Origin of the sequence: Saccharopolyspora cebuensis (genome assembly GCF_039542665.1) — a bacterium.
Classification (GTDB): domain Bacteria; phylum Actinomycetota; class Actinomycetes; order Mycobacteriales; family Pseudonocardiaceae; genus Saccharopolyspora; species Saccharopolyspora cebuensis.
Window position 1 is genome coordinate 287,808 of sequence record NZ_BAABII010000016.1, and the last position, 24,011, is coordinate 311,818.

The following is a 24,011-nucleotide window of genomic DNA, read 5'->3' on the forward strand; positions in this document are numbered from 1 at the left end:
CGTCCGGCTCGAGAGGAGGCACGATGGCCTACACCCGGCTGACCACACCGCTGGTGCGCGACGGCGGTGAGCTGCGCCCGGCGTCGTGGGACGAGGCGCTGGACCGGGCGGCCGAGGGCATCGCCGAAACCGTGCGGGAGCGCGGCGCCGACGCCTTCGGCATGTTCTCCTGCGCCCGCTCGACCAACGAGATGAACTACGTGGCGCAGAAGTTCGCCCGGGCCGTGATCGGCACCAACAACGTCGACTCCTGCAACCGCACCTGCCACGCGCCGAGCGTGGCGGGGCTCGCGCAGGTCTTCGGCAGCGGCGGCGGGACCTCCTCCTACCAGGAGATCGAGGACGCCGACCTGATCGTGCTGTGGGGGTCCAACGCCCGGGAGGCGCACCCGATCTTCTTCCACCACGTGCTCAAGGCGGTGCGCCGCGGCGCCCGGCTGTTCGTGGTGGACCCGCGGCGCACCAGCACCGCGCAGTGGGCCGACCGGTGGCTCCAGCTCGACGTCGGCACCGACATCGCGCTCGCGCACGCCGTCGCGCGGCAGATCATCGCCTCCGGACTGGTCAACCGCACCTTCATCGACCGCGCCACCGAGGGCTTCGACGACTACGCCGCCGACGTCGCGAAGTGGACGCCGGAGGTCGCCGCGCTGGAGACGGGGGTGCCCGCCGAGCTGATCGAGGAGCTCGCCCACGCCTACGCCAACGCCGACCGGGCGCAGCTCTGCTGGACGCTGGGCATCACCGAGCACCACAACGGCACCGACAACGTGCTGGCGCTGATCAACCTGGCCCTGCTGACCGGTCACGTCGGCCGCTACGGCAGCGGCCTCAACCCGCTGCGCGGGCAGAACAACGTGCAGGGCGGCGGCGACATGGGCGCCATCCCGAACCGGCTGCCGGGCTTCCAGGACATCCTGCTGCCCGAGGTGCGGGAGAAGTTCGACCGGAGCTGGGGTTCGGCCATCCCGCCGCGCTACGGCTGGCACCTGACCCAGATGTTCGAGGCGATGGACCGCGGCGAGCTCACCGCCGTCTACGCCATCGGGGAGAACCCGGTGCAGTCCGAGGCCGATTCCGGGCGCACCCGCAAGCGGATGGAGAACCTGCGGCACCTGGTGGTCCAGGACATCTTCCTGACCAAGACCGCCGAACTGGCGCACGTGGTGCTGCCCGCGACGGCCGCCTGGTGCGAGAGCGAGGGCACCTTCACCAACAGCGAGCGGCGGGTGCAGCGGGTCCGCAAGGCGCTGGACGCACCGGAAGGCGCCCGCGACGACATCGACATCCTTTGCGAGCTCGCCCGCAGGCTCGGCCACGACTGGCACTACGACCGGGCCGAAGCCGTGTGGGACGAGATGCGCGCGCTCTCGCCGATGCACGCGGGCATGACCTACCAGCGGCTGGCCGACCTCGGCGGCATCCAGTGGCCGTGCCCCACCGAGGACGGGCTGGAACCCAGCTACCTGCACTCCCGGCTGTGGGCCGACGATCCGGCCGAGCGAGGCGACCCGGCCCCGTTCGTGGTCGTCGAGCACCGGCGGCCGGTCGACGAGCTCACCGCGGAGTTCCCGCTGCGGCTGACCACCGGGCGCCGGCTGGATTCCTACAACACCGGCGTGCAGTCCGGCGGGTTCAGCTCCCCGCTGCGCCGGGGCGAGACGCTGGACCTCAACCCCGCCGACGCCGAGGCGCTCGGCCTGGTGGCGGGGGAGCGGGCCCGGATCACCTCGCGGCGCGGCTCGATCGTCGCGCCGGTGCGGCTGGATCCCGGCCTGCGGCCCGGATTGGCGTTCATGACGTTCCACTTCCCGGACGAGGTGGACGTCAACTCGATCACCATCGAGGCCACCGACCCGGTGGCCGGGACGGCCGAGTACAAGGCCTCGGCGATCCGGGTGGACCGGATCGGCGATGCCGAACCCGCCGCCTGACTGCTCGGACCCGCGGCGCGCGGTGGTGCGGGCCGCGCGCCGACAGCCTCCCGCCAGCCGCACGACCCAAGGAGGCCCCGTGGACCTGCACCTGCTCAGCTCCACGCCGACCGCCGTCGAGCAGGCGGCGATCGACGACCTGCTCGGACCCGGTGACGGCAACGGCCACGGGCCCGCGCCCGGGCGCGACCAGCTGCTGCCCTGCCTGCACGCGGTCAACGACCGGATCGGCTGGATCAGCCCCGGTGCGCTCAACCACATCTGCCGCCGGTTGTCCGTGCCGCCCGCCGACGCCTACGGGGTGGCCAGCTTCTACGCCCTGTTCGCGCTGCGCCCGCGGGCCCCCCGGGTGCTGCACGTCTGCGACGACCTGGCGTGCCGCACCGGGGGATCGGCGGAGCTGGTCGACGCGCTGCACCGCGAACTGGGGCCGCCGGGCGAGGACCGCGGCGGTGTCACCTGGACGACCAGCCCCTGCCTCGGGGTGTGCGAGCGGGCGCCCGCCGCGCTGTCCCTGGCGGCGGGCGACCCGGCCGAGGCGCGGCTGGTGGCCCCCGCCGACGGCGAAGCGGTGGCGGCGCTGGCCCGGGCCGAGGAACCCGGCGAGGAGCCCGAGCCGGTGGTTCCGCAGGCGGGCTCGTCCGGGTTGGCGCTGCTGCGCCGGATCGGCGTGGTGGACCCGGAGAGCCTCGACGACTACCGGGCGCACGGCGGATACACCGCGCTGCGCACCGCGCTGCGGCTGGGGCCCGCCGGGGTGATCCGCGAGGTGACCGAGGCGAACCTGACCGGCCGGGGCGGCGCGGCGTTCCCCACCGGCCGGAAGTGGGAGGCCACCGCCGGGCAGCCGGTGCGCCCGCACTACCTGATCTGCAACGCCGACGAGAGCGAACCCGGCACGTTCAAGGACCGGGTGCTCATGGAGGGCGATCCGTTCGCGGTGGTGGAGGCGATGACCATCGCCGCGTTCGCCACCGGCTGCTCGCGGGGCTACCTGTACCTGCGCGGCGAGTACCCGCGGGCGCTGCGCCGGATGCGCGGGGCGATCGACCGGGCCCGGGAGCGCGGCCTGCTCGGGCGCGACATCCTGGGCGAGCCCGGGTTCGACTTCGACATCGAGATCCGCCGCGGTGCCGGGGCCTACATCTGCGGCGAGGAGACCGCGATCTTCAACTCGATCGAGGGCTACCGCGGCGAACCCCGGACCAAACCGCCGTTCCCGGTGGAGCGCGGCCTGTTCGGCAAGCCCACCGCGGTGAACAACGTCGAGACCCTGCTCAACGTGCCGCTGATCCTCACCGGCGGCGCCGCGGCCTACGCGGGCACCGGCACCGGCGGTTCCACCGGCACCCGGCTGTTCTGCCTGTCCGGGCAGGTCCGCCGTCCCGGCGTCTACGAGGTCCCGTTCGGCACCACGCTGCGCGCGCTGCTGGACCTGGCGGGCGGGACGACCGGCGAGCTGCGCGCGGTGCTGCTGGGCGGGGCGGCGGGCGGTTTCGTCGGACCCGACCGGCTGGACCTGCCGCTGTCGCTGGAAGGCGCGCGCGAGGCGGGCACCACGCTCGGTTCGGGGGTGGTGCTGGTCTTCGACGAGACCGCCGACCTGCCGGACCTGCTGCTGCGCATCGCCGCGTTCTTCCGCGACGAGTCTTGCGGCCAGTGCGTGCCCTGCCGGGTCGGCACGGTCCGCCAGGAGGAGGCGCTGCGGCGGCTGGTCGGGCAGCGGGTCAACAGCAGCGGCGAGGACGATCTGGCGCTGCTGCGGGAGGTGGGCCGCGCGATGCGCGACTCGTCGATCTGCGGACTCGGCCAGACCGCGTGGAACGCGGTCGAATCGGCCATCGATTCCCTGGGCGCGCTGTCCGGAGGCGCGTCCGGGACCACGACGGAGGAGCGGGTATGACCATCGTCGATCTCGGACTGCCCCGCCGGCTGGTGGACATCACCCTGGACGGCGAGCAGGTCAGCGTCGCGGAGGGCAGCACCGTCCTGGACGCCTGCGCGGCGGTCGGCACCGAGGTGCCGACCCTGTGCTACGGCGACACCCTGCGACCGCGCAACGCCTGCCGCGTCTGCGTCGTCGAGGTGGAGGGCTCCCGGACGCTGGTGCCGTCCTGCTCCCGCGAGGTCACCCCCGGAATGGTGGTGCGCACCGACACCGAACGCACCCGGCACAGCCGCAAGCTGGTGCTGGAACTGCTGGCGTCCTCGGTGGACCTGTCCACCACGCCGGGGGTGGACGGCTGGGTCGAGGACTACCAGGCCAGGCCGGAGCGGTTCGGACCTCCGGAGCCGTCCGCCGACGACCGCGACCGGCGGGCCCCGGGCGAGCACGAGCCGCCGGACGGTTCGGTCGCCGCGACCGTCGCCCAGCCCGCCGCGGTGGACAACGACCTCTACGTGCGCGACTACGGCAAGTGCATCCTGTGCTACAAGTGCGTGGACGCCTGCGGCGAGCAGTGGCAGAACTCGTTCGCGATCACCGTGGCCGGGCGCGGGTTCGACGCCCGGATCTCCACCGAGTTCGCCGCGCCGCTGCCCGATTCGGCGTGCGTGTACTGCGGCAACTGCATCGAGGTGTGCCCGACCGGGGCGCTGAGCTTCAAGACCGAGTACGACATGCGCGCCGAGGGCAGCTGGGACGAGTCCCGGCAGCAGCGCACCACCACGGTGTGCACCTTCTGCGGGGTGGGCTGCAACCTGACGCTGCACACCCAGGACAACGAGATCGTGCGGGTCACCTCCCCGCACGAGAGCTCCGTCGGGCACGGCAACCTGTGCATCAAGGGGCGGTTCGGCTGGCAGCACGTCGGGCGGCGGAAGGATTCGCCGTGACCGGCGCGCCGGGGCTCGACCGGCTGCTGCGCGAGGTGGTCGGTCCCGGCGCGGCCGGGACCGATGCGCGCGGCCGGTTCCCCCGCGCGGCGGTGACCGCCTTCGGCGCCGCCGGGGTCCTCGGGCTGACGGTGCCGAAGTCCCGGGGCGGCGGGGGCGGCGGGCTCGCCGAGGCGGTGCGGGTGGTCACCGAGGTGGCGCGGCACTGCGGGTCCACCGCCGCGGTGCTCCAGGCGCACTACGCGGCGGTGGCGGTGCTGGTGCGCTGCGGGCCGCCGGAGCTGCTGCGCGCGGTCGCGTCCGGAACGCACCTGTGCACCGCGGCGGTGGCCGAGGCCGGGCGTCCGGAGGTGCTGCCGACCGGCGCACCGCCGGTCGTGCACGGCGGCGTGGCCGACCTGGTCGGGCGCAAGCGCGGGGTCGTCGCGGCGGGCGAGGCCGACGGCTACGTGTGGGCGTCGGCGGGGACGGGCGGGGTCGCGACCCTGTGGTGGGTGCCCGCCACCGCACCGGGCCTGCACGTGCCCGCGGTGGCCGACGGCGCCGCCGCGGTCGAGGGGATCGGGCTGCGGGGCAGCGCGACGGCCACCATCACCGCCGACCCGCTGCGCGTCCCGGCCTCGGCCGTGCTCGGCGGCGACGGTGGCGGTGCGGAACTGGTGCTGACCGAGCTGCTGCCGTGGTCGCTGGCGTTGGCCGCCGCGGTCGCCACCGGGCTGGTGGAGGCCGTGCTGGCGCGCGCGGTGGAGTGCGTGACCGGCCCGCAGCCGTCCTGGACCCGCTGGCAGGGCCCGCCCACCCGGCAACCGGAGGTCCGCGCCGACCTGGCCCGGATGGCCGGTCGGCTGGCGGCGGCGCGGTCGTCGCTGGACGACGCGGTGCAGGCCGCGACCTGGCGGCGGCCGGAGGCGCTGCGCCTGCTGCTGCAGGCGAGGGCGACGGCGGGGGAGACCGCCGTGCAGGTCGCCGAGCTGGGGATCAAGGTCTGCGGGCAGTCGGCGTTCCGGGCCGATCTCGGCGTCGAGCGGTGCTTCCGGGACGCGCACGCGGCGGGATTCGGCCCGTTCGGCACCGACGACGCGCTCGACCTGCTGGGGCGGCTGCTCTGCGATCTGCCGCTGCTGACCTGAGCACCTGCCGCCGCCCGCGCGGCGCCACCACCCGCGCCGCCGCGGGCCGGTCGCTCAGTCCTCGGCGCGCTCCAGGTAGGACTCGCGGGTGTGCTCGGTGTGCTCCCGCATGAGGCGCGCGGCCAGGTCGGCGTCGCCCTTGGCGATCGCGTCGATCAGCGCGGCGTGCTCGTCCCAGGACTTCTTGCCGCGCGATTTGGCGACCGGGGTGTGGTACCAGCGGACCCGGCGCGCCACCTGCCCGGCCAGCTCGCCCAGGATCTTGTTCCCGGACATCGCGGTGATCTGCGTGTGCAGCTCGGCGTTGGCGCTGACCACGGTGTCGATGTCGTCGGCCTTGAGCGCCGCGACGCCGCGCTTGTAGGTTTGCTTGAGCGCGGCGACGCCCTCCTTGGTGGAGTGCAGCGCCGCCAGCCGCGCCGATTCGGCCTCCAGCAGGGTGCGCACGCCGAGGAGCTGGTCGGCTTCCTCCGGGGTGGGGCTGTGGACGAACGCGCCGTAGCCCGGTCGCAGGTCGACCCACTCGTCCTTCTTGAGCCACTGCAGCGCTTCGCGCACCGGCTGCCGCGACACGCCGAGCATTTCGGCGAGTTCCTTCTCCACCAGGTGCCTGCCGGGCGCCAGCTCACCGGTGATGATCATCTCCAGGATGGCGTCGTAGACGGTCTCGCGCAGCGGCACCGGGCGCGCGACCTGGCGGCCGGACGCGGCCTGCGGCACATTCGAGGGCAGCGACATGCGGAGGACTCCGAGGGGCGTTCGGGGCCGACCGGTGTGTCCGGCCGACTCGTCGGATTTAGCATACAGTATGCGGGCGCGCGGTTTGCGGTGCGGCGCGCCGAATTCACCCGTTCGTCCACTGAGGACCACCGCTGGGCCGAACGGATGGAACGCGCCGGCATGCCTGGACACGCCGACCGGGGCGGGACTACAACGGCGGAACGGGACGGTGATCGGGCTCACCGCGCAGCACCGCAGTCGGCCGCCCCGCCTCGGAGGCGCTGATGGACGTGCCCGGCCACCTGTGGATCCCGATCGCCGTCGTCGCGGTCGCGCTGCTCCTCCGCGAGTCGTTCGCGGCGTGGCGCACCGACGGCGAACTCCCGCCCGGCCGCGCCGTCGCCGCGCTGACCGGTCATCTCGTGCTCGGCGCGCTGCTGTGCCTGCTCGTGCTGCTGGTCTCGGGCGGTGCGGCGGGAGGCGACTTCGGCGCCGCCTGGCTGCACTCGCTCGCCGTCAACGTCGACAGCGCCCTGGTGCTGCTGCTCCTGGTCGAGCTGGTCGACGTGCCCCGCGGCCTGCTGCTGGTGCTGGCGGTGCTCGGCACCGCCGCGGCGCGGGTCGTGCTGCTCGGCCTCGGTGCGCCCGGCGGGATGTCGTGGCTCTCCGCGGTGTTCGGTGCCGCGCTGCTGGGCGCGGTGTGGTTGCACCACAGGCGCGCGGAGCAGCCGCCGGGTGCGCTGCCGCGGGTCGCCGCGCGGCCGGTCGCCGCGGTGGCGTTCGGGGTGCTGGCCGCCGTGGTGTTCGCCGGTCACGCCACCGGGACCGGCGGTGCGCCCGGCGCGGTGCTCGCCGCGACCTTGCTGGCGCTGGCCGCGCTGCGCCCGCTGTGCGCGCTGCTGCGGACCCTGCTCGGCCGCGGCCCGGCGGCGGTCGGGCTGACCGCCGTGCTGGTGTTCGTCGGGGCGAAGTCGCTGCTGGCGGTGCTGCCGGGACCGGACCCGGCGCACGACCCGCGGGTGGTGCTGCTCTGCCTCGGGATGCTCGCCGCGACCGCGGTCCTCACCGCGATCGGCACCACCCGCGAGGCCACCACCTCGACCCGCCCGAGTGATCCATGACCCGTGCGGGAACGCCGGGGCCGGTGGTGCCGGGCTGAGCGGACCGCAGCGCTGTGCCCCGGGCTCCTCCGGGTGGCCTGCCAGCCCCGGAAGGGGTGGGGCTGAACTCCCCGGACGAGCTCAGCCGTCACACCGCTCGATCACTACGTCCTCGAGCTCATCAAACCGTCGAAGGTGTGCCCGTTGTCGCCGAGGGTGTCGGCGGCGAAGTCACCCACCTCGACCAGCGCGGGGACGGCGTAGGTTTCGTTCATGGTGGTTACCTCCGTGCCGTGGACGGTGGTGCCCGGTCGGGGCGCCTGCCTTGGGATCGGCCGTTCTCCGGGTGGGTTGAGGGGTTCGTGGCGTGGGTTCACCCGTGTTCCGCAGCGATGCCGCTCGATCGTGGATCACCACCCGTGCGCCTCAGAGGGCGTCGGCGATGGCCTTGCCCAGGTCTTCGGTGCCCGCCCCGCCCCCGAGGTCGGGGGTGCGCGGTGCGGATTGGTCGCCCAGCACCTGCTCGATCGCCCGCACCACGTCGGTGGCGGCCTCCGGCTGGCCGAGGTGGTCGAGCATCATCGCCGCCGACCAGATCTGGCCGACCGGGTTGGCGACGCCGCGCCCGGCGATGTCCGGTGCGGAGCCGTGCACCGGTTCGAAGGTCGACGGGTAGATCCGCTCCGGGTTGATGTTGCCGGACGGGGCGACGCCGATCGTCCCGGTCACGCCCGGGCCGAGGTCGGAGAGGATGTCGCCGAACAGGTTGCTGGCCACCACCACGTCGAAGCGCTCCGGGCTCATCACGAACCGGGCGCAGAGGATGTCGATGTGGTCCTGGTCGACCCGCACGTCGGGGTACTCCGCCGAGATCGCGGCGAACCGCTCGTCCCAGTAGGGCATCGAGTGGAAGATGCCGTTGGACTTGGTCGCCGAGGTGACGTGCGGTTTGTCCAGGTCGCGGGCCAGCTCGAAGGCGTACCGCATGATCCGGTCGGTGCCCCGGCGGGTGAACGCGGCGGTCTGCAGCACCAGCTCGGTCTCGGTGCCCTCGCCCTGCCTGCCGCCGAGCTGGGAGTACTCGCCCTCGGTGTTCTCCCGGACGACCCAGAAGTCGATGTCGCCGGGCTGCTTGTCCCGCACCGGCGGGGTGACGCCGGGCAGCAGCCGGACCGGCCGCAGGTTGACGTACTGGTCGAACGCCCGCCGGATCGGCAGCAGCAGGCCCCACAGCGAGAGGTGGTCGGGCACGCCCGGCCAGCCGACGGCGCCGAGCAGGATGGCGTGGTGGTCGCGGAGCCGGTCCAACCCGTCGTCGGGCATCATCGCCCCGGTGCTCAGGTAGGTCTGGCAGCTCCAGTCGAAGTGCCGGTAGCCGACCTCGAACCCGTACTTGGCGCTGACCACGTCGAGCACCCGCAGCGCCTCGGGCACGACCTCGTTGCCGATGCCGTCACCGGGCAACACGGCGATCTCGTACTGCTGCACACGCACCTCGCTCATTCCTGCGGTTCCGCTTGGCGCCATCCAACCCGCTCGGCGGCCGGGAGCCAAGGGGTGGGCTGGCGCGTGGCGCCGGCAGCGGCTACCAAGGACGGGTGGATGCCGCTGAAGCGCTGCGCGAGATCGCGTTCTGGCTGGAGCGCGCCTCCGCGCCGACCTACCGGGTCCGGGCGTTCCGCCGTGCCGCCGAGGCGGTGCGGGACCGCGTCGAGCTCGACGACCTGATCGCCGCCGGCCGGCTGACCTCGGTGCCCGGCATCGGCAAGACCACCGCCGCGATCGCCGCGCAGGCCCGGCGCGGCGAGGTGCCGGACTACCTGCGCGCCCTGCGCGAGGAGGCGGAGGTGCCCGCCGAGGGCGCCGAGCTGCGCGCCCGGTTGCGCGGTGACTGCCACACCCACTCCGACTGGTCCGACGGCGGCTCGCCCATCGAGGAGATGGCGCGCACCGCCGCCGCGCTCGGTCACGAGTGGGTCGTGCTCACCGACCACTCACCGCGGTTGACGGTGGCCCGCGGGCTCAGCGCCGAGCGGCTGCGCGAGCAGCTCGACGTGGTCGCCGCGCTCAACGAGCGGCTGGCGCCGCTGCGCATCCTCACCGGCATCGAGGTCGACATCCTCGACGACGGGGCGCTGGACCAGGACCCGGACCTGCTCGACGAGCTCGACGTGGTGGTCGCCAGCGTGCACTCCAAGCTGCGGATGGACGCCGCGGACATGACCCGGCGGATGTGCGCGGCGGTGGCCGATCCCCGCGTCGACGTCCTCGGGCACTGCACCGGGCGGATGCTCAGCGGGAACCGGCAGCGCCCGCCCTCGGCGTTCGACGCCGAGGCGGTGTTCACCGCCTGCCGGGACCACGGCGTCGCGGTGGAGATCAACTCGCGCCCGGAGCGCAGCGACCCGCCGGACGAGCTGATCGGCCGCGCCCTGGAGCTGGGGTGCGAGTTCAGCATCGACAGCGACGCGCACGCCCCGGGCCAGCTCGACTGGCTCGGCCTCGGCTGCGCGCGGGCCCAGCGCTGCGGCGTTCCCGCCGAGCGCGTGCTCAACACCAGGTCCCGGGAGGAGCTGCTGCGCCGGACCCGGCGCTGAGGCGTCAGGCCACCTGGAACGAGCGCTTCGCCAGCCCCATCCAGAAGCCGTCGACGACCTGCTCCGGTGGGGTCGACGGATCGGTCGCGGCACCGAGGGTGACGAACATCGGCGCGAAGTGCTCGGCGGTCGGGTGCGCGTAGGGCATCCCCGGTGCCCGGTCGCCGAAGGCCGCCAGTTCGTCGACGGCGCCCCGGGCCAGGGCTTCGGCGGTCCACGCGTCGAACTCCCGGGACCAGCCGGGTGCGGCGGCGTCCGGGCGGGGGTCGGCCAGGAACGGCAGGCCGTGGGTGGTGAACCCGGAGCCGACGATGAGCACGCCGGCCTCGCGCAGGGGCCGCAGCCTGCGGCCCAGCGCCAGCAGCCGCTCCGGGTCCAGCGTGGGCAGCGACATCTGCAGCACCGGGACGTCGGCCTCCGGGTACATCACCAGCAGCGGGACGTAGGCGCCGTGGTCCAGCCCGCGGCGGGGCATCCGCGCCACCTGCTCGCCGGCCGGCATCAGCGCTTCGACCTCGGCGGCGAGCCCCGGGGCCGCCGGAGCGGGGTAGCGGGCCTGGTAGTAGCGCTCCGGGAAGCCCCGGAAGTCGTAGGTCAGCGGCACCCCGGGATCGGTCGCGCCGAGGACCAGCGGCGCGGACTCCCAATGCGCGGAGACGATGAGGATCGCCCGGGGCCGGGGCAGGCGGTCGGCCCAGCGGGCCAGTTCGCTCGTCCACCGCGCGTCGTCCACCAGCGGCGGCGCGCCGTGGCTGAGGTAGAGGGCGGGCATCGGATTCATCGGGCCTCCTTTTTGAAGCTTCAAGTAAATCCTACGCCCCCGCCGTCCGTATGCTGGCGATGTGCAGGAACCGCGATGGCTCACCGACGTCGAGCAGCGCGCCTGGCGGAAGTTCGCCGCGCTGATCACCGTGCTGCCCGCCGCCCTGGAGTCCCAGCTCCAGCGGGACGAGGAGCTCACCCACTTCGGCTACTGGGTGCTGGCGATGCTCTCGGAGGCCCCCGGCGAGGAGTTGCGGATGACCGAACTCGCCACCCGCGCCAACGCCTCCCCCTCGCGGGTGTCGCACGTGGTGGCCCGGCTGGAGCAGCGCGGCTGGGTGGTCCGCCACCGCGCGCCCGCCGACGGCCGGGGCAGCGTCGCCGAGCTCACCGGCGCGGGCCGGGACAAGCTCGTCGGCGCCGCGCCCGGGCACGTCGACAACGTCCGCTCGCTGATCTTCGACGGCCTCACCGAGCGCCAGGTCGCGCAGCTCGACGAGCTGTGCGGGGCGATCCTGCACCGCATCGACCCCGACGGCGAGCTCTGCACCGAACCGCCGGGCTGAGCCGCCCCGGCGCTAGGCCGGCTCCACCGCCTCGTCGCGCTCGGCGAACTGGGTCCGGTGGAGCTCGGCGTAGAGCCCGTCGCGGGCCAGCAGCTCCTCGTGGGTGCCGCGTTCGGCGATCCGGCCCTCCGAGATCACCAGGATCCCGTCGGCCTCGCGGATGGTGGACAAGCGGTGCGCGATCACCAGCGCGGTCCGCCCGGACAGCGCGGTGCGCAACGCCTGCTGCACCGCGGCCTCCGATTCCGAATCCAGGTGCGCGGTGGCCTCGTCGAGCACCACGATCGGCGGTGCCTTGAGCAGCAGCCGGGCGATGGCCAGCCGCTGCTTCTCCCCGCCGGAGAGCCGGTAGCCGCGGTCGCCGACGAGCGTGTCCAGCCCTTCGGGCAGCTCGCCGAGGAGGTGGCCGAGCTGGGCGGTGCGCAGCGCGTCGAGCAGTTCGGCGTCGGTGGCCCCGGGGCGGGCGAGCAGCAGGTTGGCCCGGATGGTGTCGTGGAACAGGTGCGATTCCTGGGTGACCACGCCGACGTGCGCGTACAGCGAGTCCAGCCGGGTGTCCCGGACGTCGACCCCGCCGATGCGCACCGCGCCCGCGCTCACCTCGTAGAGCCGCCCGGCGAGCTGGGTGATCGTGGTCTTGCCCGCGCCGGAGTGGCCGACCAGCGCGATGGTCTGCCCGGGTTCGGCGCGGAACGACACCCCGCGCAGCACCTCGTGCGCCGGGGAGGTGTCGGTGCGGGCCACCGATTCCAGCGAGGCCAGCGAGACGTCGGCGGCGGCGGGGTAGCTGAACGAGACGTCGTCGAACTCGACGTCCGAGGCCCCGTCGGGCAGGGCGCGGGCGTCCGGCTTCTCCTGGATCATCGGCCGCAGGTCCAGCACCTCGAAGACCCGGTCGAAGCTCACCAGCGCGGTCATCACGTCGACGTGCACGTTGGACAGCGCGGTCAGCGGCCCGTACAGCCGGGACAGCAGCGTGGCCAGCGCGACCAGGGTCCCCAGCTCGAAGGCGCCCGCGAGCACCAGACCGCCGCCCAGGCCGTAGACCACCGCGGTGGCCAGCGAGGCCAGCAGGGTCAGCGCGACGAAGAACACCGTGCTGTAGACGGCCGAGGTCACCCCCATGTCCCGGACCCGGGCGGCCCGCTCGGAGAACCGGTCGGACTCCTCGTCGGTGCGGCCGTAGAGCTTGGTCAGCATCGCCCCGCCGACCCCGAAGCGCTCGGTCATCAGCGAGCTCATCTCGGCGTCGTAGCGCATCCGCTCGCGGGTGATCCGCTGCAGCCGGCGCCCGATCCAGCGCACCGGCAGCAGGAACAGCGGCAGCAGCGCCAGCGCGATCAGGGTGATCTGCCAGGACAGGGTGAACATGGTGGCCAGCACCAGCACCAGGCTCAGCACGTTGGAGACCACTGAGGACAGCGTGCTGGTCAGGGCCCGCTGCGCCCCGATCACGTCGTTGTTCAACCTGCTGACCAGGGCGCCGGTCTGCGCCCGGACGAAGAACGCCACCGGCATCCGCTGCACGTGGTCGAAGACCTCGCGGCGCAGGTCGTAGATCAGGCCCTCGCCGAGCCGGGAGGACAGCCAGCGCTCCAGCATGGTCAGCACCGCCTCGGCGATCGCCACCCCGGCCACCGCCAGTGCCAGCCACACCACCACGGCGAGGTTCCGCGGCACGATGCCGTCGTCGATGATCGCCTTGAACAGCAGCGGGTTGACGATGCCGAGCGCCGCCGAGATCGCCACCAGCACCAGGAACGGCACGATGATCCGGGAGTAGGGCCGCGCGTAGCGGAAGATCCGCCCGGCCAGCCCCGGCGACAGCCGCTGCCGCGTCACGGAGTCGTCGCTGGTGAAGGAGCGCATCGTCTCCCAGCTCGCGTTCATGTCGTTCCCTTCGCGCGCATCGCTCGGTCCGCCCTCGATCCTCGGACGTCCAGCGCGGTGGAGGTCAAGGCCGCCACCGGCAGCAGCACATCTTCCCAGGCGGTGCGCACCGGCGAGCGGGGATGCACGAGCTCGCGCGGCGGTCCGGACGTGCCGGGCGTCCGACCGCGGGCGCAGCGGGCCGCGAGGTCCCACCGCCGCGCGAGCTCGCGGGCGCTCAGGCCTCGACGCCGACGTAGGTGAACTCCCAGGAACCGTCCCGGCGCGCGCGGTGGCGCTCGTAGACCACGACGGCGCGCACGTGGGGCGATTTCAGCGGCATGGTGATGCGGGGGATCGGTTTGCCGGACGGGTCCGCCGACACCGAGACCTCGTGACCATCTTCCGGTCCGCCGCACAACCGGACCCGGACGTCCTCCACGAGGGACTCCCTTCCTTGATCGTCAACGACAGTACTGCGACCTCGTGGCGAGCGTCGACGTTCCGCGGTTCACTTGATCGGGTAGGGGGTACCCGTTCCGGCCGTCGCCGCGCCGTCGCTGGTGCCGACGGCGGGGCGGCGCTGCGCCGCCCGGCGGCGCGGTGGTGCTGTTCCACTCCGGTGGAAAGCCACCGCGCCGGTTCACACCATCTCGGTGATCGCCGGATCGAGGCCGAGCACCGCCCGGCCGTAGATCTCCGCGTTGACCGCCGGGTTGGCCACCGCGTGCCGGGTCGCGGTCTGCACGTCGCGCAGCAGCCGATTCAGCGGATCGCTGTCGGCCAGCGCCCCGGCTCCGTAGGCGTCGACGAGCACGTCCACCGCCTCGCGGCACTCCCGGACGGCGTGCGCGGCGCGCAGCCGCATCCGGGCCCGCCGCAGCCGGTCCGGCAGCACGCCGCGGTCGGCCGCCCCGTCGACCTCGGCGGCCAGCGCGTGCGCGGTCGTCCGCGCCACGTCGGTCTTCGCGGTCGCCTCGGCCAGCGCGAGCTGGACCGCGGTGGAGTCGCTGAGCCGCCGGTAGGTGGTGAACGGCACCGACCGGTGCTCGGCCTGCGCCAGCACGTGCTCCAGCGCGGCCTCGGCCATGCCCAGCACCGGGCCGAGCAGGCAGGTCAGCAGCGTGGGCACCAGGGCGGTCCGCAGCCGGGCCGAGTGCCGGTGCTCGGCTCGGCCGTCGAGCACCGCGCGGGTGCGCAGCAGCCGGTGCTCGGGGATCGCGAGGTCCTCGCCGACGAGCAGTTCGCTGCCGGTGGCGCGCATCCCGAGCGTGTGCCAGGTGTCCCGGACGGCCAGCTCCTCGATCGGCACCAGCGCCCACGCCGCGGGCCCGCCCGGCTCGTCCAGCGCCACGCCCAGCATCGCCCAGCCGGAGTGCCTGCACCCGGAGGCGGGGGCCCACCGCCCGGACACCCGCCAGCGGTCGCCCTCGTGCCGCGCGGTCGCCTTCGGCGTCAGCACCTGGCACACCCGGGTGTCCGGGGCGTCGCCGAAGACCTCGCGCTGCGCGGCGTCGGGGTACTGCGCGGTCAACCAGTCCCCGCAGCCGAGGATCATCACCGCCCAGGCGGCGGAGGGATCGCCCTTGGCGAGCTCGGCGGTGGCGTCGACGACCACCGCCAGCTCGTGCTCGGCGCCGCCGAAGGCGCGGGGCACCATCATCCGGAAGAACCCGGCGGACTCCAGCGCCTCGACCACCGGTCCGGCCAGCCGGCGCTCCCGCTCGCCCCGCTCGCGGTGCTCGGCGAGGAGCTCGCGCAACGCCCCCGCGCGCTCGACCGGGCCCGGCCTGTCTTCCTCCGGCATGAACACCCTCCCGTCGCCCGGTCCCAGTGTGCCGGTCGGTCCGGTGCCGGGGCGGGACGGGCCGGGGCGGCGCCTCAGGGCAGGACGAGCACCCGCAGGGTCCGCGGACCGTGCACGCCTTCCACCCGCTTGAGCTCGATGTCGCTGGTGGCCGACGGACCGCTGATGAAGGTCAGCGGGCGGGCCGGGTCGAGGCGGTGCAGCGCGGCCGGGACGTCGTCGACGATCTGCGACTCCCGGAGCACGCACACGTGCACGTCCGGCACCAGCGTGACCGCCCGGCGGCCCTGCCCGGGTCCGTGGTCGAGCACGATGGTGCCCGTCGACGCGATGCCCACCACAGCCGTGGTGACCACCGCGTCGACCCGGTCGAGTTCCGCCGCGCTCAGCTCGTCACCATCGCTGAGCAGCTCGAACGATCCCGCGGGCGGATACCACGCCTGGGGTAGTCCGCTGGGGGTGAGCACCCGCTCGGCCCCGCCCAAGGCGGTGGTGATGCGCCCGGGCAGGTCCTCCGGCCCGATCCGCTCGATCTCGGCCCGGTAGTCGGCGACCCGCTCGCAGAACAGCGCCACCGGGTCCGCGACGTCCCGCGACGTCGCGTAGTCCCGGGGGATGTCCGCCCGGGGCGTGCGCTCGGTGCCCGCCAACGCCTCCCGCACCCGTCGCAGGACCGCTTCGCGCGCGTTCACGACTTCTCCTCCCGGGTTCGGGTCCACCAGGACCGGAAGCTCTCCGCCGCGGGCGCCGGCGCGTCCCGGGCGTCGGTCCAGCGGGACAGCGGGGCGGGCAACCGGCCGATCCGCCCGCGCCGCCACAGCAGCCGCCGCCCCCAGGACGCCACCCGCTGCGCGGCGGCCAGCCTGCGGGCGTCGCCGAGCACCCAGGACGCCGCGGCCAGCGCGGCCGCCACCGGCCACGACCGGGGGCCGCGCTGCTCGTCCACGACCCGGGTGCGCAGGTGCACCAGCAGGCTCGGGATGTCGATCGCCACCGGGCACACGTCGTAGCAGGCGCCGCACAACGACGAGGCGTAGGGCAGCGACTTGTCGATTTCCGAGGCGGTGCCCCGCAGCTGCGGGGTGAGCACGGCGCCGATCGGTCCGGGGTAGACCGAGCCGTAGGCGTGCCCGCCGGTGCGCTCGTAGACCGGGCAGACGTTGAGGCAGGCGGAGCAGCGGATGCACCGCAGCGCCTGGCGCCCGACCTCGTCGGCCAGCGCGTCGGTGCGGCCGTTGTCCAGCAGCACCACGTGGAACTCCTGCGGGCCGTCGCCCGCGGCCACCCCGGTCCAGGTGGAGGTGTAGGGGTTCATCCGCTCGCCGGTGCTGGAGCGCGGCAGCGATTGCAGGAACACCTCCATGTCCTGCCAGGTCGGGACCAGCTTCTCGATGCCCACCACGCTGATCAGCGTCTCCGGGAGGGTCAGGCACATCCGCCCGTTGCCCTCGGATTCCAGCACCACCAGGGTGCCGGAGTCGGCCACCGCGAAGTTCGCCCCGGAGACCGCCACCTTCGCGCGCAGGAACTTCTCCCGCAGGTGCTGCCGCGCCGCCTCGGCCAGCCGCACCGGGTCATCGGTCAGGTCCTCCGGTGCGGGCGCGCCCGCCGCGCCCATCTCGCGCCGGAAGATCTCCCGGATCTCGGCCCGGTTGCGGTGGATGGCGGGCACCAGGATGTGGCTCGGGGCGTCGTGGCCGAGCTGCACGATGAGCTCGGCGAGATCGGTCTCCCAGGCGTCGATCCCGGCCGCGGCCAGCGCCTCGTTGAGCTCGATCTCCTGGGTGGCCATCGACTTGACCTTGACCACCTCCCGCTCGCCGGTGGCCCGGACCAGGTCGGTCACGATCCGGTTGGCCTCCGCCGCGTCGCGGGCCCAGTGCACGGTGCCCCCGGCCTCGGTCACCGCGGTCTCGAACCGCTCCAGGTAGGTGTCCAGGTGGGACAGGGTGTGCGCCTTGATCGCCGCGCCCGCCGCGCGCAGCCCGTCCCAGTCGTCCAGCTCGCCGACCACCTCGGCCCGCTTGGCGCGGATCGTCCCGGTGGCCCCGGCGAGGTTGTGCCGGAGCTGGGAGTCGGCCAGCGCGTCCTCGGCCGCGGTGGGGAACGCGGGCATCCCCAGATGGGTGGTCACGGGAGGTCTCCTTCCGTCGCGGCGAGGATCTCGGCCAGGTGCAGCACCCGCACGCCGGAGCGCTGGCGGGACAGCAGCCCGCCGATGTGCATCAGGCACGAGCTGTCCCCGGCGCAGAGCACCTCGGCCCCGGTCTCGGCGGCGTGGCGCGCCTTGTCCGCGCCCATCGCCACCGACACGTCGGGGTTCTTCAGCGCGAAGGTGCCGCCGAACCCGCAGCACTCGTCGGCGTGCGGGAGCTCGGCGAGGTCCAGCGAGCGCACCGCCCGCAGCAGCCGCAGCGGTCGGTCGCCGACCCGCAGCAGCCGGCTGGAGTGGCAGGTGGGGTGGTAGGTCACCCGGTGCGGGAAGTAGGCGCCGACGTCGGTCACCCCGAGCACGTCGACGAGGAACTCGGAGAGCTCGTAGGTGCGCGGCGAGGTCCGCTCGACCGCCCGGGACAGCCGCCGGTCGCCCGCCGCGACCAGCGCGTGCTGGTGGCGGACCGAGCCGGCGCAGGAACCCGACGGGGCCACGATCGCGTCGTAGTCGGCGAACGCCTCGACGTAGCTGCGCACCGAGGACTTCGCCTGCCGCCGGTAGCCGGTGTTGGTGTGCATCTGGCCGCAGCAGGTCTGGGCCATCGGGAACTCCACCTCGACCCCGAGCCGCTCCAGCAGCCGGGCGGTCGCTTTCGGCGCCTCCGGGAACAGGGTGTCCCCGAGGCAGGTCGCGAACAACGCCACCCTCATGCGCCACCACCTCCTTCGGTTCCGATCATCATGGGAGCATCCAGGACAGGACGGTGGACTGCAGGTAGATCAGCGCGCACAGGACCAGGAGCAGGCCGAGGCTCCACTTCAGCACCGCGCGCAGGATCGTGGACTCCGCCCCGGCCATGCCGACCGCGGTGGCCACGATGGCGAGGTTCTGCGGGCTGATCATCTTGCCGACCACGCCGCCGGCGGTGTTCGCGGCGACCAGCAGCGCCGGGTCGACGCCGACCCGTTCCGCCGCGACCTGCTGCAGGCTCGCGAACAGCGCGTTCGCGCTGGTGTCCGAGCCGGTGACCGCCACGCCGACCCAGCCGAGCACCGGGGAGAAGAACGCGAACGCGGAGCCGATCCCGGCGATGGCGGTGCCGATCGTGGTGGTCTGGCCGGACTGGTTCATCACGTACGCCAGGGCGAGGACGCTGACGATGGTCAGCCCCGACCACCGCATCGACACCACGGTGCTCCCCAGCTCGGCCAGCGCCGTCCGGAGCTTGAGCCGGTACACCAGGGCCACGCCGAAACCGCACAGCAGCAGCAGGCTCCCGGGTGACGACAGCCAGCTCAGGGTGAACACCGCGGTGTCCGACGGCTCGCCGGAGGCCGACAGCAGCGCCTCGTGCAGACCGGGCCACGGGATCTCGACGTCGGTCGCGGCCAGCGCGTCCTCCACCGGCCCCCACAGCTTGGCCACCGAGAACACCGCGATCACCAGCAGGTACGGGAACAGCGCCAGCAGGACCCGGCCGGCGCCCAGCCGCTGATCGGGCGCCGGGGACGCCGCGTCCTCGCCGGCCAGCCGGGACCGGGCCGCGTCGCTGTCCGCGGGCTGCCAGAAGCGCAGCAGGGCGAGCAGCGCCACCGCGCCGGCCAGCGCCGAGACGATGTCGGTCAGCGGTACCGAGATGTAGTTGGCGCACACGAACTGCGCGAGGGCGAACGCCGCACCGGTGACCAGCGCCGCCGGCCACGTCCGGCGCACCCCGCGCCGCCCGTCCACGACGAACACCAGCAGGAACGGGACGACCAGCGCCAGCAGCGGGGTCTGGCGGCCGACCACGGCGCCGATGTGCTCGAAGGGGATCCCGGTGAGCTCGCCCGCGGTGATGATCGGCGTGCTCAGGGCGCCGAAGGCGACCGGTGCGGTGTTGGCCAGCAGCACCGCGATCGCCGCGCGCAGCGGCGGGAAGCCGATCGCGACGAGCATCATCCCGGTGATCGCGACCGGGGCGCCGAACCCGGCGAGGGCTTCCAGCAGGCCGCCGAAGCAGAAGGCGATCACCACGGCCTGGATCCGCGGGTCCGGGGACAGCAGCGAGAAGGTCGCGCGCAGGTCCTCGAAGTGACCGCTGCGCACGGTCAGCTGGTAGAGCCAGATCGCGGTGATGACGATCCACAGGATCGGCAGCACGCCGAACGCGGCGCCTTGGGCCGCCGACATCAGGGCCATGCCGGTGGGCATGCCGTAGCCGAGCACGGCGATCAGCAGTGCGGCGGCGAGCCCGGACAGCCCGGCCCAGTGCGCCTTGACGCGCAGGGCACCGAGCAGGACGAACACGACGAGCAGGGGAACCGCGGCCAGCAGCGCGGACAGGCCGAGGCTGTCCGCCACCGGAGCGGTGACCGGTTGGTACACGAGTGCGACACCTCTCTGTGTCGTTGACCTTTGTATGGTCAGACCAAGAGCTGGAGGTACCGTAGAGATCGCTCGTGGGGCTTGTAAAGGGGGATGGGTGACCGGTTCGGAGATCGACGAGCGCGGCGGTTGGCGGCCGGTCGCCCGGGCACGCACCTACGAGCTGGTCATCGACCGCATCGAGGAGCAGATCGTCGGCGGTCAGCTCGGGGTCGGGGACCGGCTGCCCCCGGAGCGGGAGCTGGCCCAGATGCTCGGCGTGAGCCGCGCGGCGGTCCGGGAGGCGTTCCGCGCGCTCGAAGCCCAGGGCGTGCTGCGCATGGCCGTCGGCACCGGCCCGGACTCCGGGACGACCGTCGCCGCGCTCACCAGCCAGGCGCTGACCCGGCTGCTGCGGCTGCACGTGGGACTGGCCAACTTCCCGCTGCGGGACGTGGTGGAGGCCCGCGTGGCGCTGGAGCGCGCCAGCGCCCGCAGCGCCGCGCAGGGGGCCTCCGCCGAAGACCTGGCCGAGCTGGACGCGATGCTCGCCGAGATGGACGATCCCGAGCTGGACCGGGACCGGTTCAACGAGCTGGACACCGCCTTCCACGTCGGCCTCGCCGAAGCGGGCGGCAACCGGCTGGTCGCCGACATGACCACGGCGATCCGGGAATCGCTGCGCCGCCCGCTGCGGCAGGCCTTCCACGACCTCGGCGACGCGTGGGAGGTCATCGCCGCCGGCCTGCGCGAGGACCACCGGCGGATCGTGGCCGCGCTGCGCGAGGGCGACGCCGATCTGGCCGAACAGCGGGTCGAGGAGCACATCCGGGGCTTCTACGCGAAGATCCCCGGCATCGGCTCAGCGGGGTAGGGCGCCGCTGCGCGGGTTCGGCGCCACCCGCAGGTCCGCCTCGATCCGCCGCGCGGCGTCCAGCAGCGGCGGCAGCAGGCGCTCCCGCGCTTCGTCCGGCGTGGTCCGGCTGGCGTGGGAGGAGATGTTGACCGCCGCCACGACCCGGTCCGAGCGGTCCCGCACCGGTGCGGCGATCGACCGGAGCCCGGCCTCCAGCTCCTGGTCCACCAGCGCCCAGCCCTGCTCCCGGATCCGGTCCAGCTCCGCGCGCAGCGCCGCCTCGGCGGTGATGGTGTTCGGTCCCAGCGGCGCCAGGTCGGAACCGGCCAGGCGCTCGTCGAGCTCGCCGGCGGGCAGCTGGGCCAGCAGCGTCCGACCCATCGAGGTGGCGTAGGCCGGGAACCGGGTGCCGATGTTGATCGAGACCGTCATGATCCGCGAGGTCGGCACGCGGGCCACGTAGACGATGTCGGTCCCGTCGAGCACCGACACCGACGCCGACTCGTGCACCTCGGCGACCAGCGCCTCCAGGTGCGGCTGGGCGATCTCGGGCAGCGACACGCTGGACAGGTAGGCGAATCCGAGCTCCAGCACCCGGGGGGTCAGCGCGAAGACCCGCCCGTCGGTCCACACGTAGCCGAGGTGGACCAGGGTGTGCAGGAAGCGGCGGGCCGCCGCGCGGGAGAGCTCGGTGGCGCGGGCGACCTCCGCCAGCGTCATCTCCGGGTGCGCCTCGTCGAACGCGCGGATCACCGCGAGCCCGCGGGCCAGCGACTGCACGTGGCCGGAGGTGGCTTCCCCGGCGTCGTCGGCGTTCACTCGGCCTCGTCGAGGATCGCGGCGGCCCGCCCGAAGGCGGTGTTGGCGCGCGGCACCCCGGCGTAGATCGCGACGTGCATCAGCACCTCGCGGATCTCCTCGGGGGTCACGCCGTTGCGCCGGGCCGCCCGCACGTGCATGGCGAACTCGTCCTCGCAGCCCAGCGCGGCGAGGATCGCCAGCGTCAGCATGCTGCGGGTGGTGCGCGGCACGCCGTCGCCGTGCCACACCTCGCCCCACGCGTAGCGGGTGATGAAGTCCTGGAAGCCCTCGGTGAACGGGGTGATCCGGGAGTTCGCCCGGTCGACGTGCTCGTCGGAGAGCACGGCGCGGCGCACCCGCATCCCGGCCTCGCGGCGGCTCCGGTCGTCCGCGGGCGGCGCGGCGGTGAAGTGGTCGAGCAGCAGGCGGTTCACGGTCTCCGGCTGTTCGGCGTTGGCCAGGTGCGCGGCGGGGGAGAGCACCTCGACGCGCGCGCCGTCGATCCCGGCGGCGATCCGCTCGGCGTGCGACGGCGGGGTGGCCGGGTCCTCGGCCCCGGCGACGACCAGGGTCGGCGCCTGGATCGACCCGAGCCCGTCGAGCAGGTCCATGTCCGCGATCGCCTCGCAGCACGCGGCGTAGCCCTCGTCGTCGGCGGCGGCGAGCATCCCGCCGAACTTCGCCACCACGTCCTCGCGGTCGGCCATCGCCGGGGTGAACCACTTGGGCAGCGAGGGCTGCACCATCGCGCGGGTGCCGTCGGCGCGGACCGCGGCGGCGCGCTCCCGCCACATCGAGGCGGGGCCCAGCGCGGCGGAGGTGCAGATCAGCACGAGCCGGTCGATCCGCTCCGGCGCGTGCTCGGCCAGCCACATGCCGGTCATGCCGCCCAGCGACACCCCGGCGAAGTGCGCGCGGGCGATGCCGAGCTCGTCGAGCAGCGCCAGCACGTCCCCGCCGAGATCGGCCAGCGAGTAGGGCCCGGGACCGCCGGGCGTGCCGCCGTGGCCGCGCTGGTCGTAGCGCAGCACCCGGAACTCCCGGGACAGCGCGGGGACCTGCTCGTCCCACAGGGTCAGGTCCGTGCCGAGCGAGTTGGACAGCACGACGACGGGGGCGTCCTGCGGTCCGGTCAGCTCGTAGTTCAGGTTCACCGGTTCTCCCGTTCGGTGTGCGCGGTCAGTGCTCGGTCGATGAAGGCGGCGGCCGAACCGAGGTGGTCGGCGGGCTCGGTGGCGGCGCGGACCTCGTCCGCGGACAGCACCGCGCGGACCCGCTGGTCGTCCAGCAGCTCGGCGCGCAGCGACGTGCCCCGCTCGACCGCGCGGCGGCACACCTCGCTGACGAGGTCCTGCGCCTCGGTGCGGCCGAGCGCCGCCATCAGCGGGCCGGTGGCCGCCTCGGCCATCACCAGCCCGCGGGTCAGGTCCAGGTTGGCGGCCATCCGGTCCGGGTGGACCCGCAGCCCGGCCAGCAGCTCCCGGGTGCGCGCGGTGGCGGTCGCCGCCAGCCGGAGCAGCTCGGTCAGCGGTTCCCACTCCGCTTGCCAGCCGCCCGCGGCGCGCTCGTACTCCTGGGGCATCGCCGCGAGCAGGGTGGCCGCCAACTGCGGGATGCGGCGGGTGGTGGCGGTGACCAGCACCGCCCCGACCGGGTTGCGCTTGTGCGGCATGGCCGAGGAACCGCCCGCCTTGCCGTCGGTGAGCTCGCCGACCTCGGTCTGGGCGTGCAGCGCGACGTCCTGGGCGATCTTGCCCAGCGCGCCGCCCACAGCGCCCAGCGCCCCGGCGAGCTCGGCGATGCGGGTGCGGTCGGTGTGCCACGGCACCACCGGCTCGGCCAGCCCGAGCCGTTCGGCGACCCGCGCGACCACCTCGACGCCGGAGCCGCCCAGCGACGACAGGGTGCCCGCCGGGCCGCCGAGCTGCACCGCGAGCCGTTCGTCGCGGACCCGCACCAGCGCGGCGGCGGCCTCGTCCAGCGCGGTCAGCCAGGTCGCGCAGCGCAGCCCGAACGTCGTGGGCAGCGCCTGCTGGAGCAGCGAGCGGCCGATCATCGTGGTGCCGCGGTGTTCCCGGGCCAGCCGGGCGCACTCGTCGGCCGCCGCGCTCAGGTCCGCCAGGAGCGGGTCCAGGACCCGGCGGGCGAGCAGCATCGCGGCGGTGTCCACCACGTCCTGGCTGGTCGCGCCCCGGTGCACGTGCGCGCGGGCGGCCGGGTCGACGAGTTCGCCGAGGTCGCGCACCAGCGCGATGACCGGGGTCGCCGAGTCCGCCGCGCGGGTGGCGAGGGAGGGGACGTCGAACAGCTCGGCGCGGCACCGGGCGGCGATGGCGCTCGCCGCCTCCTCCGGGACGAGCCCGGCGTCGGCCTGGGCGGCGGCCAGGGCCGCCTCGAAGTCCAGCATCGCCTGCACCCAGGCGGTGCCGCTGGTGCGCCGCCGGGCCTCCTCGGTGCCGAACACGGCCCCGAACAGGTCGTCCTCGTCCTGCACTGCATCCCCCCGATCGTCGTCGCGCGCCGGGTGCGACCT

At 74.1% G+C, this 24,011-nt stretch carries 22 protein-coding genes; 8 read left to right on the forward strand and 14 right to left on the reverse strand.

Translation table 11 applies throughout. The features are described from left to right. Nucleotides 1-23 precede the first annotated feature (23 nt). From ABD976_RS21485 to ABD976_RS21500, 4 genes are all read left to right on the forward strand, one after another. Complete coding sequence (locus ABD976_RS21485; protein ID WP_345366006.1) at nucleotides 24-1,934, forward strand: molybdopterin oxidoreductase family protein; 1,911 nt, start codon at nucleotides 24-26, stop codon at nucleotides 1,932-1,934. A gap of 79 nt (nucleotides 1,935-2,013) precedes the next feature. Then, nucleotides 2,014-3,837 carry an NAD(P)H-dependent oxidoreductase subunit E gene (locus ABD976_RS21490; protein WP_345366008.1) on the forward strand — a complete coding sequence of 608 codons (1,824 nt, stop codon included), beginning with the start codon at nucleotides 2,014-2,016 and terminating at the stop codon, nucleotides 3,835-3,837. After that, complete coding sequence (locus tag ABD976_RS21495; RefSeq protein WP_345366010.1) at nucleotides 3,834-4,769, forward strand: 2Fe-2S iron-sulfur cluster-binding protein; 936 nt, start codon at nucleotides 3,834-3,836, stop codon at nucleotides 4,767-4,769. The genes ABD976_RS21490 and ABD976_RS21495 overlap by 4 nt, the downstream gene beginning before the upstream one ends. Beyond that, nucleotides 4,766-5,899, forward strand: coding sequence for an acyl-CoA dehydrogenase family protein (locus ABD976_RS21500; RefSeq protein ID WP_345366012.1), 1,134 nt, complete (start codon nucleotides 4,766-4,768; stop codon nucleotides 5,897-5,899). The genes ABD976_RS21495 and ABD976_RS21500 overlap by 4 nt, the downstream gene beginning before the upstream one ends. Before the next feature lie 54 nt (nucleotides 5,900-5,953). Here ABD976_RS21500 and ABD976_RS21505 read toward each other — a convergent pair whose 3' ends face one another. Continuing rightward, nucleotides 5,954-6,637, reverse strand: a complete 684-nt coding sequence (locus ABD976_RS21505; protein ID WP_345366014.1) for a GntR family transcriptional regulator — start codon at nucleotides 6,635-6,637, stop codon at nucleotides 5,954-5,956. Nucleotides 6,638-6,903: 266 nt separating this feature from the next. On the opposite strand from ABD976_RS21505, the gene ABD976_RS21510 reads away from it, so the two are divergent. Next, nucleotides 6,904-7,740, forward strand: a complete 837-nt coding sequence (locus ABD976_RS21510) for a hypothetical protein (RefSeq protein WP_345366015.1) — start codon at nucleotides 6,904-6,906, stop codon at nucleotides 7,738-7,740. Nucleotides 7,741-7,883: 143 nt separating this feature from the next. Here the strand turns inward: ABD976_RS21510 and ABD976_RS21515 are convergent, their stop codons facing one another. Further along, nucleotides 7,884-7,994, reverse strand: a complete 111-nt coding sequence (locus ABD976_RS21515) for a lasso RiPP family leader peptide-containing protein (protein ID WP_345366017.1) — start codon at nucleotides 7,992-7,994, stop codon at nucleotides 7,884-7,886. A gap of 151 nt (nucleotides 7,995-8,145) precedes the next feature. Then, the gene (locus tag ABD976_RS21520) at nucleotides 8,146-9,222 is read right to left on the reverse strand and encodes a tartrate dehydrogenase (RefSeq protein WP_345366018.1); all 1,077 of its coding nucleotides are present in this window, start codon (nucleotides 9,220-9,222) and stop codon (nucleotides 8,146-8,148) included. 95 nt (nucleotides 9,223-9,317) lie between these two features. Here ABD976_RS21520 and ABD976_RS21525 point away from each other — a divergent pair, with 95 nt between their 5' ends. Beyond that, nucleotides 9,318-10,316, forward strand: coding sequence for a PHP domain-containing protein (locus ABD976_RS21525; RefSeq protein ID WP_345366019.1), 999 nt, complete (start codon nucleotides 9,318-9,320; stop codon nucleotides 10,314-10,316). A 4-nt stretch (nucleotides 10,317-10,320) separates the two neighbouring features. Here ABD976_RS21525 and ABD976_RS21530 read toward each other — a convergent pair whose 3' ends face one another. Next, complete coding sequence (locus ABD976_RS21530) at nucleotides 10,321-11,097, reverse strand: dioxygenase family protein (protein WP_345366021.1); 777 nt, start codon at nucleotides 11,095-11,097, stop codon at nucleotides 10,321-10,323. Nucleotides 11,098-11,158: 61 nt separating this feature from the next. Here ABD976_RS21530 and ABD976_RS21535 point away from each other — a divergent pair, with 61 nt between their 5' ends. Then, on the forward strand, nucleotides 11,159-11,644 hold the full coding sequence (locus ABD976_RS21535) for a MarR family winged helix-turn-helix transcriptional regulator (RefSeq protein ID WP_345366023.1): 486 nt from the start codon (nucleotides 11,159-11,161) through the stop codon (nucleotides 11,642-11,644). Nucleotides 11,645-11,656: 12 nt separating this feature from the next. Here the strand turns inward: ABD976_RS21535 and ABD976_RS21540 are convergent, their stop codons facing one another. The 7 genes from ABD976_RS21540 to ABD976_RS21570 form a co-directional block, all read right to left on the reverse strand. Next, nucleotides 11,657-13,534, reverse strand: a complete 1,878-nt coding sequence (locus ABD976_RS21540; RefSeq protein WP_345366025.1) for an ABC transporter ATP-binding protein — start codon at nucleotides 13,532-13,534, stop codon at nucleotides 11,657-11,659. 217 nt (nucleotides 13,535-13,751) lie between these two features. After that, the gene (locus tag ABD976_RS21545; RefSeq protein WP_345366027.1) at nucleotides 13,752-13,955 is read right to left on the reverse strand and encodes a hypothetical protein; all 204 of its coding nucleotides are present in this window, start codon (nucleotides 13,953-13,955) and stop codon (nucleotides 13,752-13,754) included. A 201-nt stretch (nucleotides 13,956-14,156) separates the two neighbouring features. Then, nucleotides 14,157-15,320, reverse strand: a complete 1,164-nt coding sequence (locus ABD976_RS21550; RefSeq protein ID WP_345366029.1) for an acyl-CoA dehydrogenase family protein — start codon at nucleotides 15,318-15,320, stop codon at nucleotides 14,157-14,159. 74 nt (nucleotides 15,321-15,394) lie between these two features. Next, complete coding sequence (locus ABD976_RS21555) at nucleotides 15,395-16,012, reverse strand: LutC/YkgG family protein (RefSeq protein ID WP_345366031.1); 618 nt, start codon at nucleotides 16,010-16,012, stop codon at nucleotides 15,395-15,397. Further along, on the reverse strand, nucleotides 16,009-17,436 hold the full coding sequence (locus tag ABD976_RS21560; RefSeq protein ID WP_345366846.1) for a LutB/LldF family L-lactate oxidation iron-sulfur protein: 1,428 nt from the start codon (nucleotides 17,434-17,436) through the stop codon (nucleotides 16,009-16,011). The genes ABD976_RS21555 and ABD976_RS21560 overlap by 4 nt, the downstream gene beginning before the upstream one ends. 14 nt (nucleotides 17,437-17,450) lie before the next feature. Beyond that, complete coding sequence (locus ABD976_RS21565; protein ID WP_345366033.1) at nucleotides 17,451-18,185, reverse strand: (Fe-S)-binding protein; 735 nt, start codon at nucleotides 18,183-18,185, stop codon at nucleotides 17,451-17,453. A gap of 28 nt (nucleotides 18,186-18,213) precedes the next feature. Further along, a complete protein-coding gene (locus ABD976_RS21570) occupies nucleotides 18,214-19,842 on the reverse strand; it encodes an L-lactate permease (RefSeq protein ID WP_345366035.1) in 1,629 nt (542 codons plus the stop codon). A gap of 97 nt (nucleotides 19,843-19,939) precedes the next feature. On the opposite strand from ABD976_RS21570, the gene ABD976_RS21575 reads away from it, so the two are divergent. Next, nucleotides 19,940-20,695, forward strand: a complete 756-nt coding sequence (locus tag ABD976_RS21575; RefSeq protein WP_345366037.1) for a FadR/GntR family transcriptional regulator — start codon at nucleotides 19,940-19,942, stop codon at nucleotides 20,693-20,695. Here ABD976_RS21575 and ABD976_RS21580 read toward each other — a convergent pair. From ABD976_RS21580 to pcaB, 3 genes are read right to left on the reverse strand one after another with little or no spacing between them, the layout of a single operon-like run. Continuing rightward, the gene (locus ABD976_RS21580; RefSeq protein WP_345366039.1) at nucleotides 20,684-21,496 is read right to left on the reverse strand and encodes an IclR family transcriptional regulator; all 813 of its coding nucleotides are present in this window, start codon (nucleotides 21,494-21,496) and stop codon (nucleotides 20,684-20,686) included. The genes ABD976_RS21575 and ABD976_RS21580 overlap by 12 nt on opposite strands. After that, complete coding sequence (gene pcaDC, locus ABD976_RS29630; RefSeq protein ID WP_369774451.1) at nucleotides 21,493-22,632, reverse strand: bifunctional 3-oxoadipate enol-lactonase/4-carboxymuconolactone decarboxylase PcaDC; 1,140 nt, start codon at nucleotides 22,630-22,632, stop codon at nucleotides 21,493-21,495. Before pcaDC ends, ABD976_RS21580 begins: the two co-directional genes overlap by 4 nt. Further along, entirely contained in the window at nucleotides 22,629-23,972 is a 1,344-nt protein-coding gene (gene pcaB, locus ABD976_RS21595) for a 3-carboxy-cis,cis-muconate cycloisomerase (protein WP_345366041.1), read from the reverse strand. The genes pcaDC and pcaB overlap by 4 nt, the downstream gene beginning before the upstream one ends. Nucleotides 23,973-24,011: the final 39 nt, after the last annotated feature.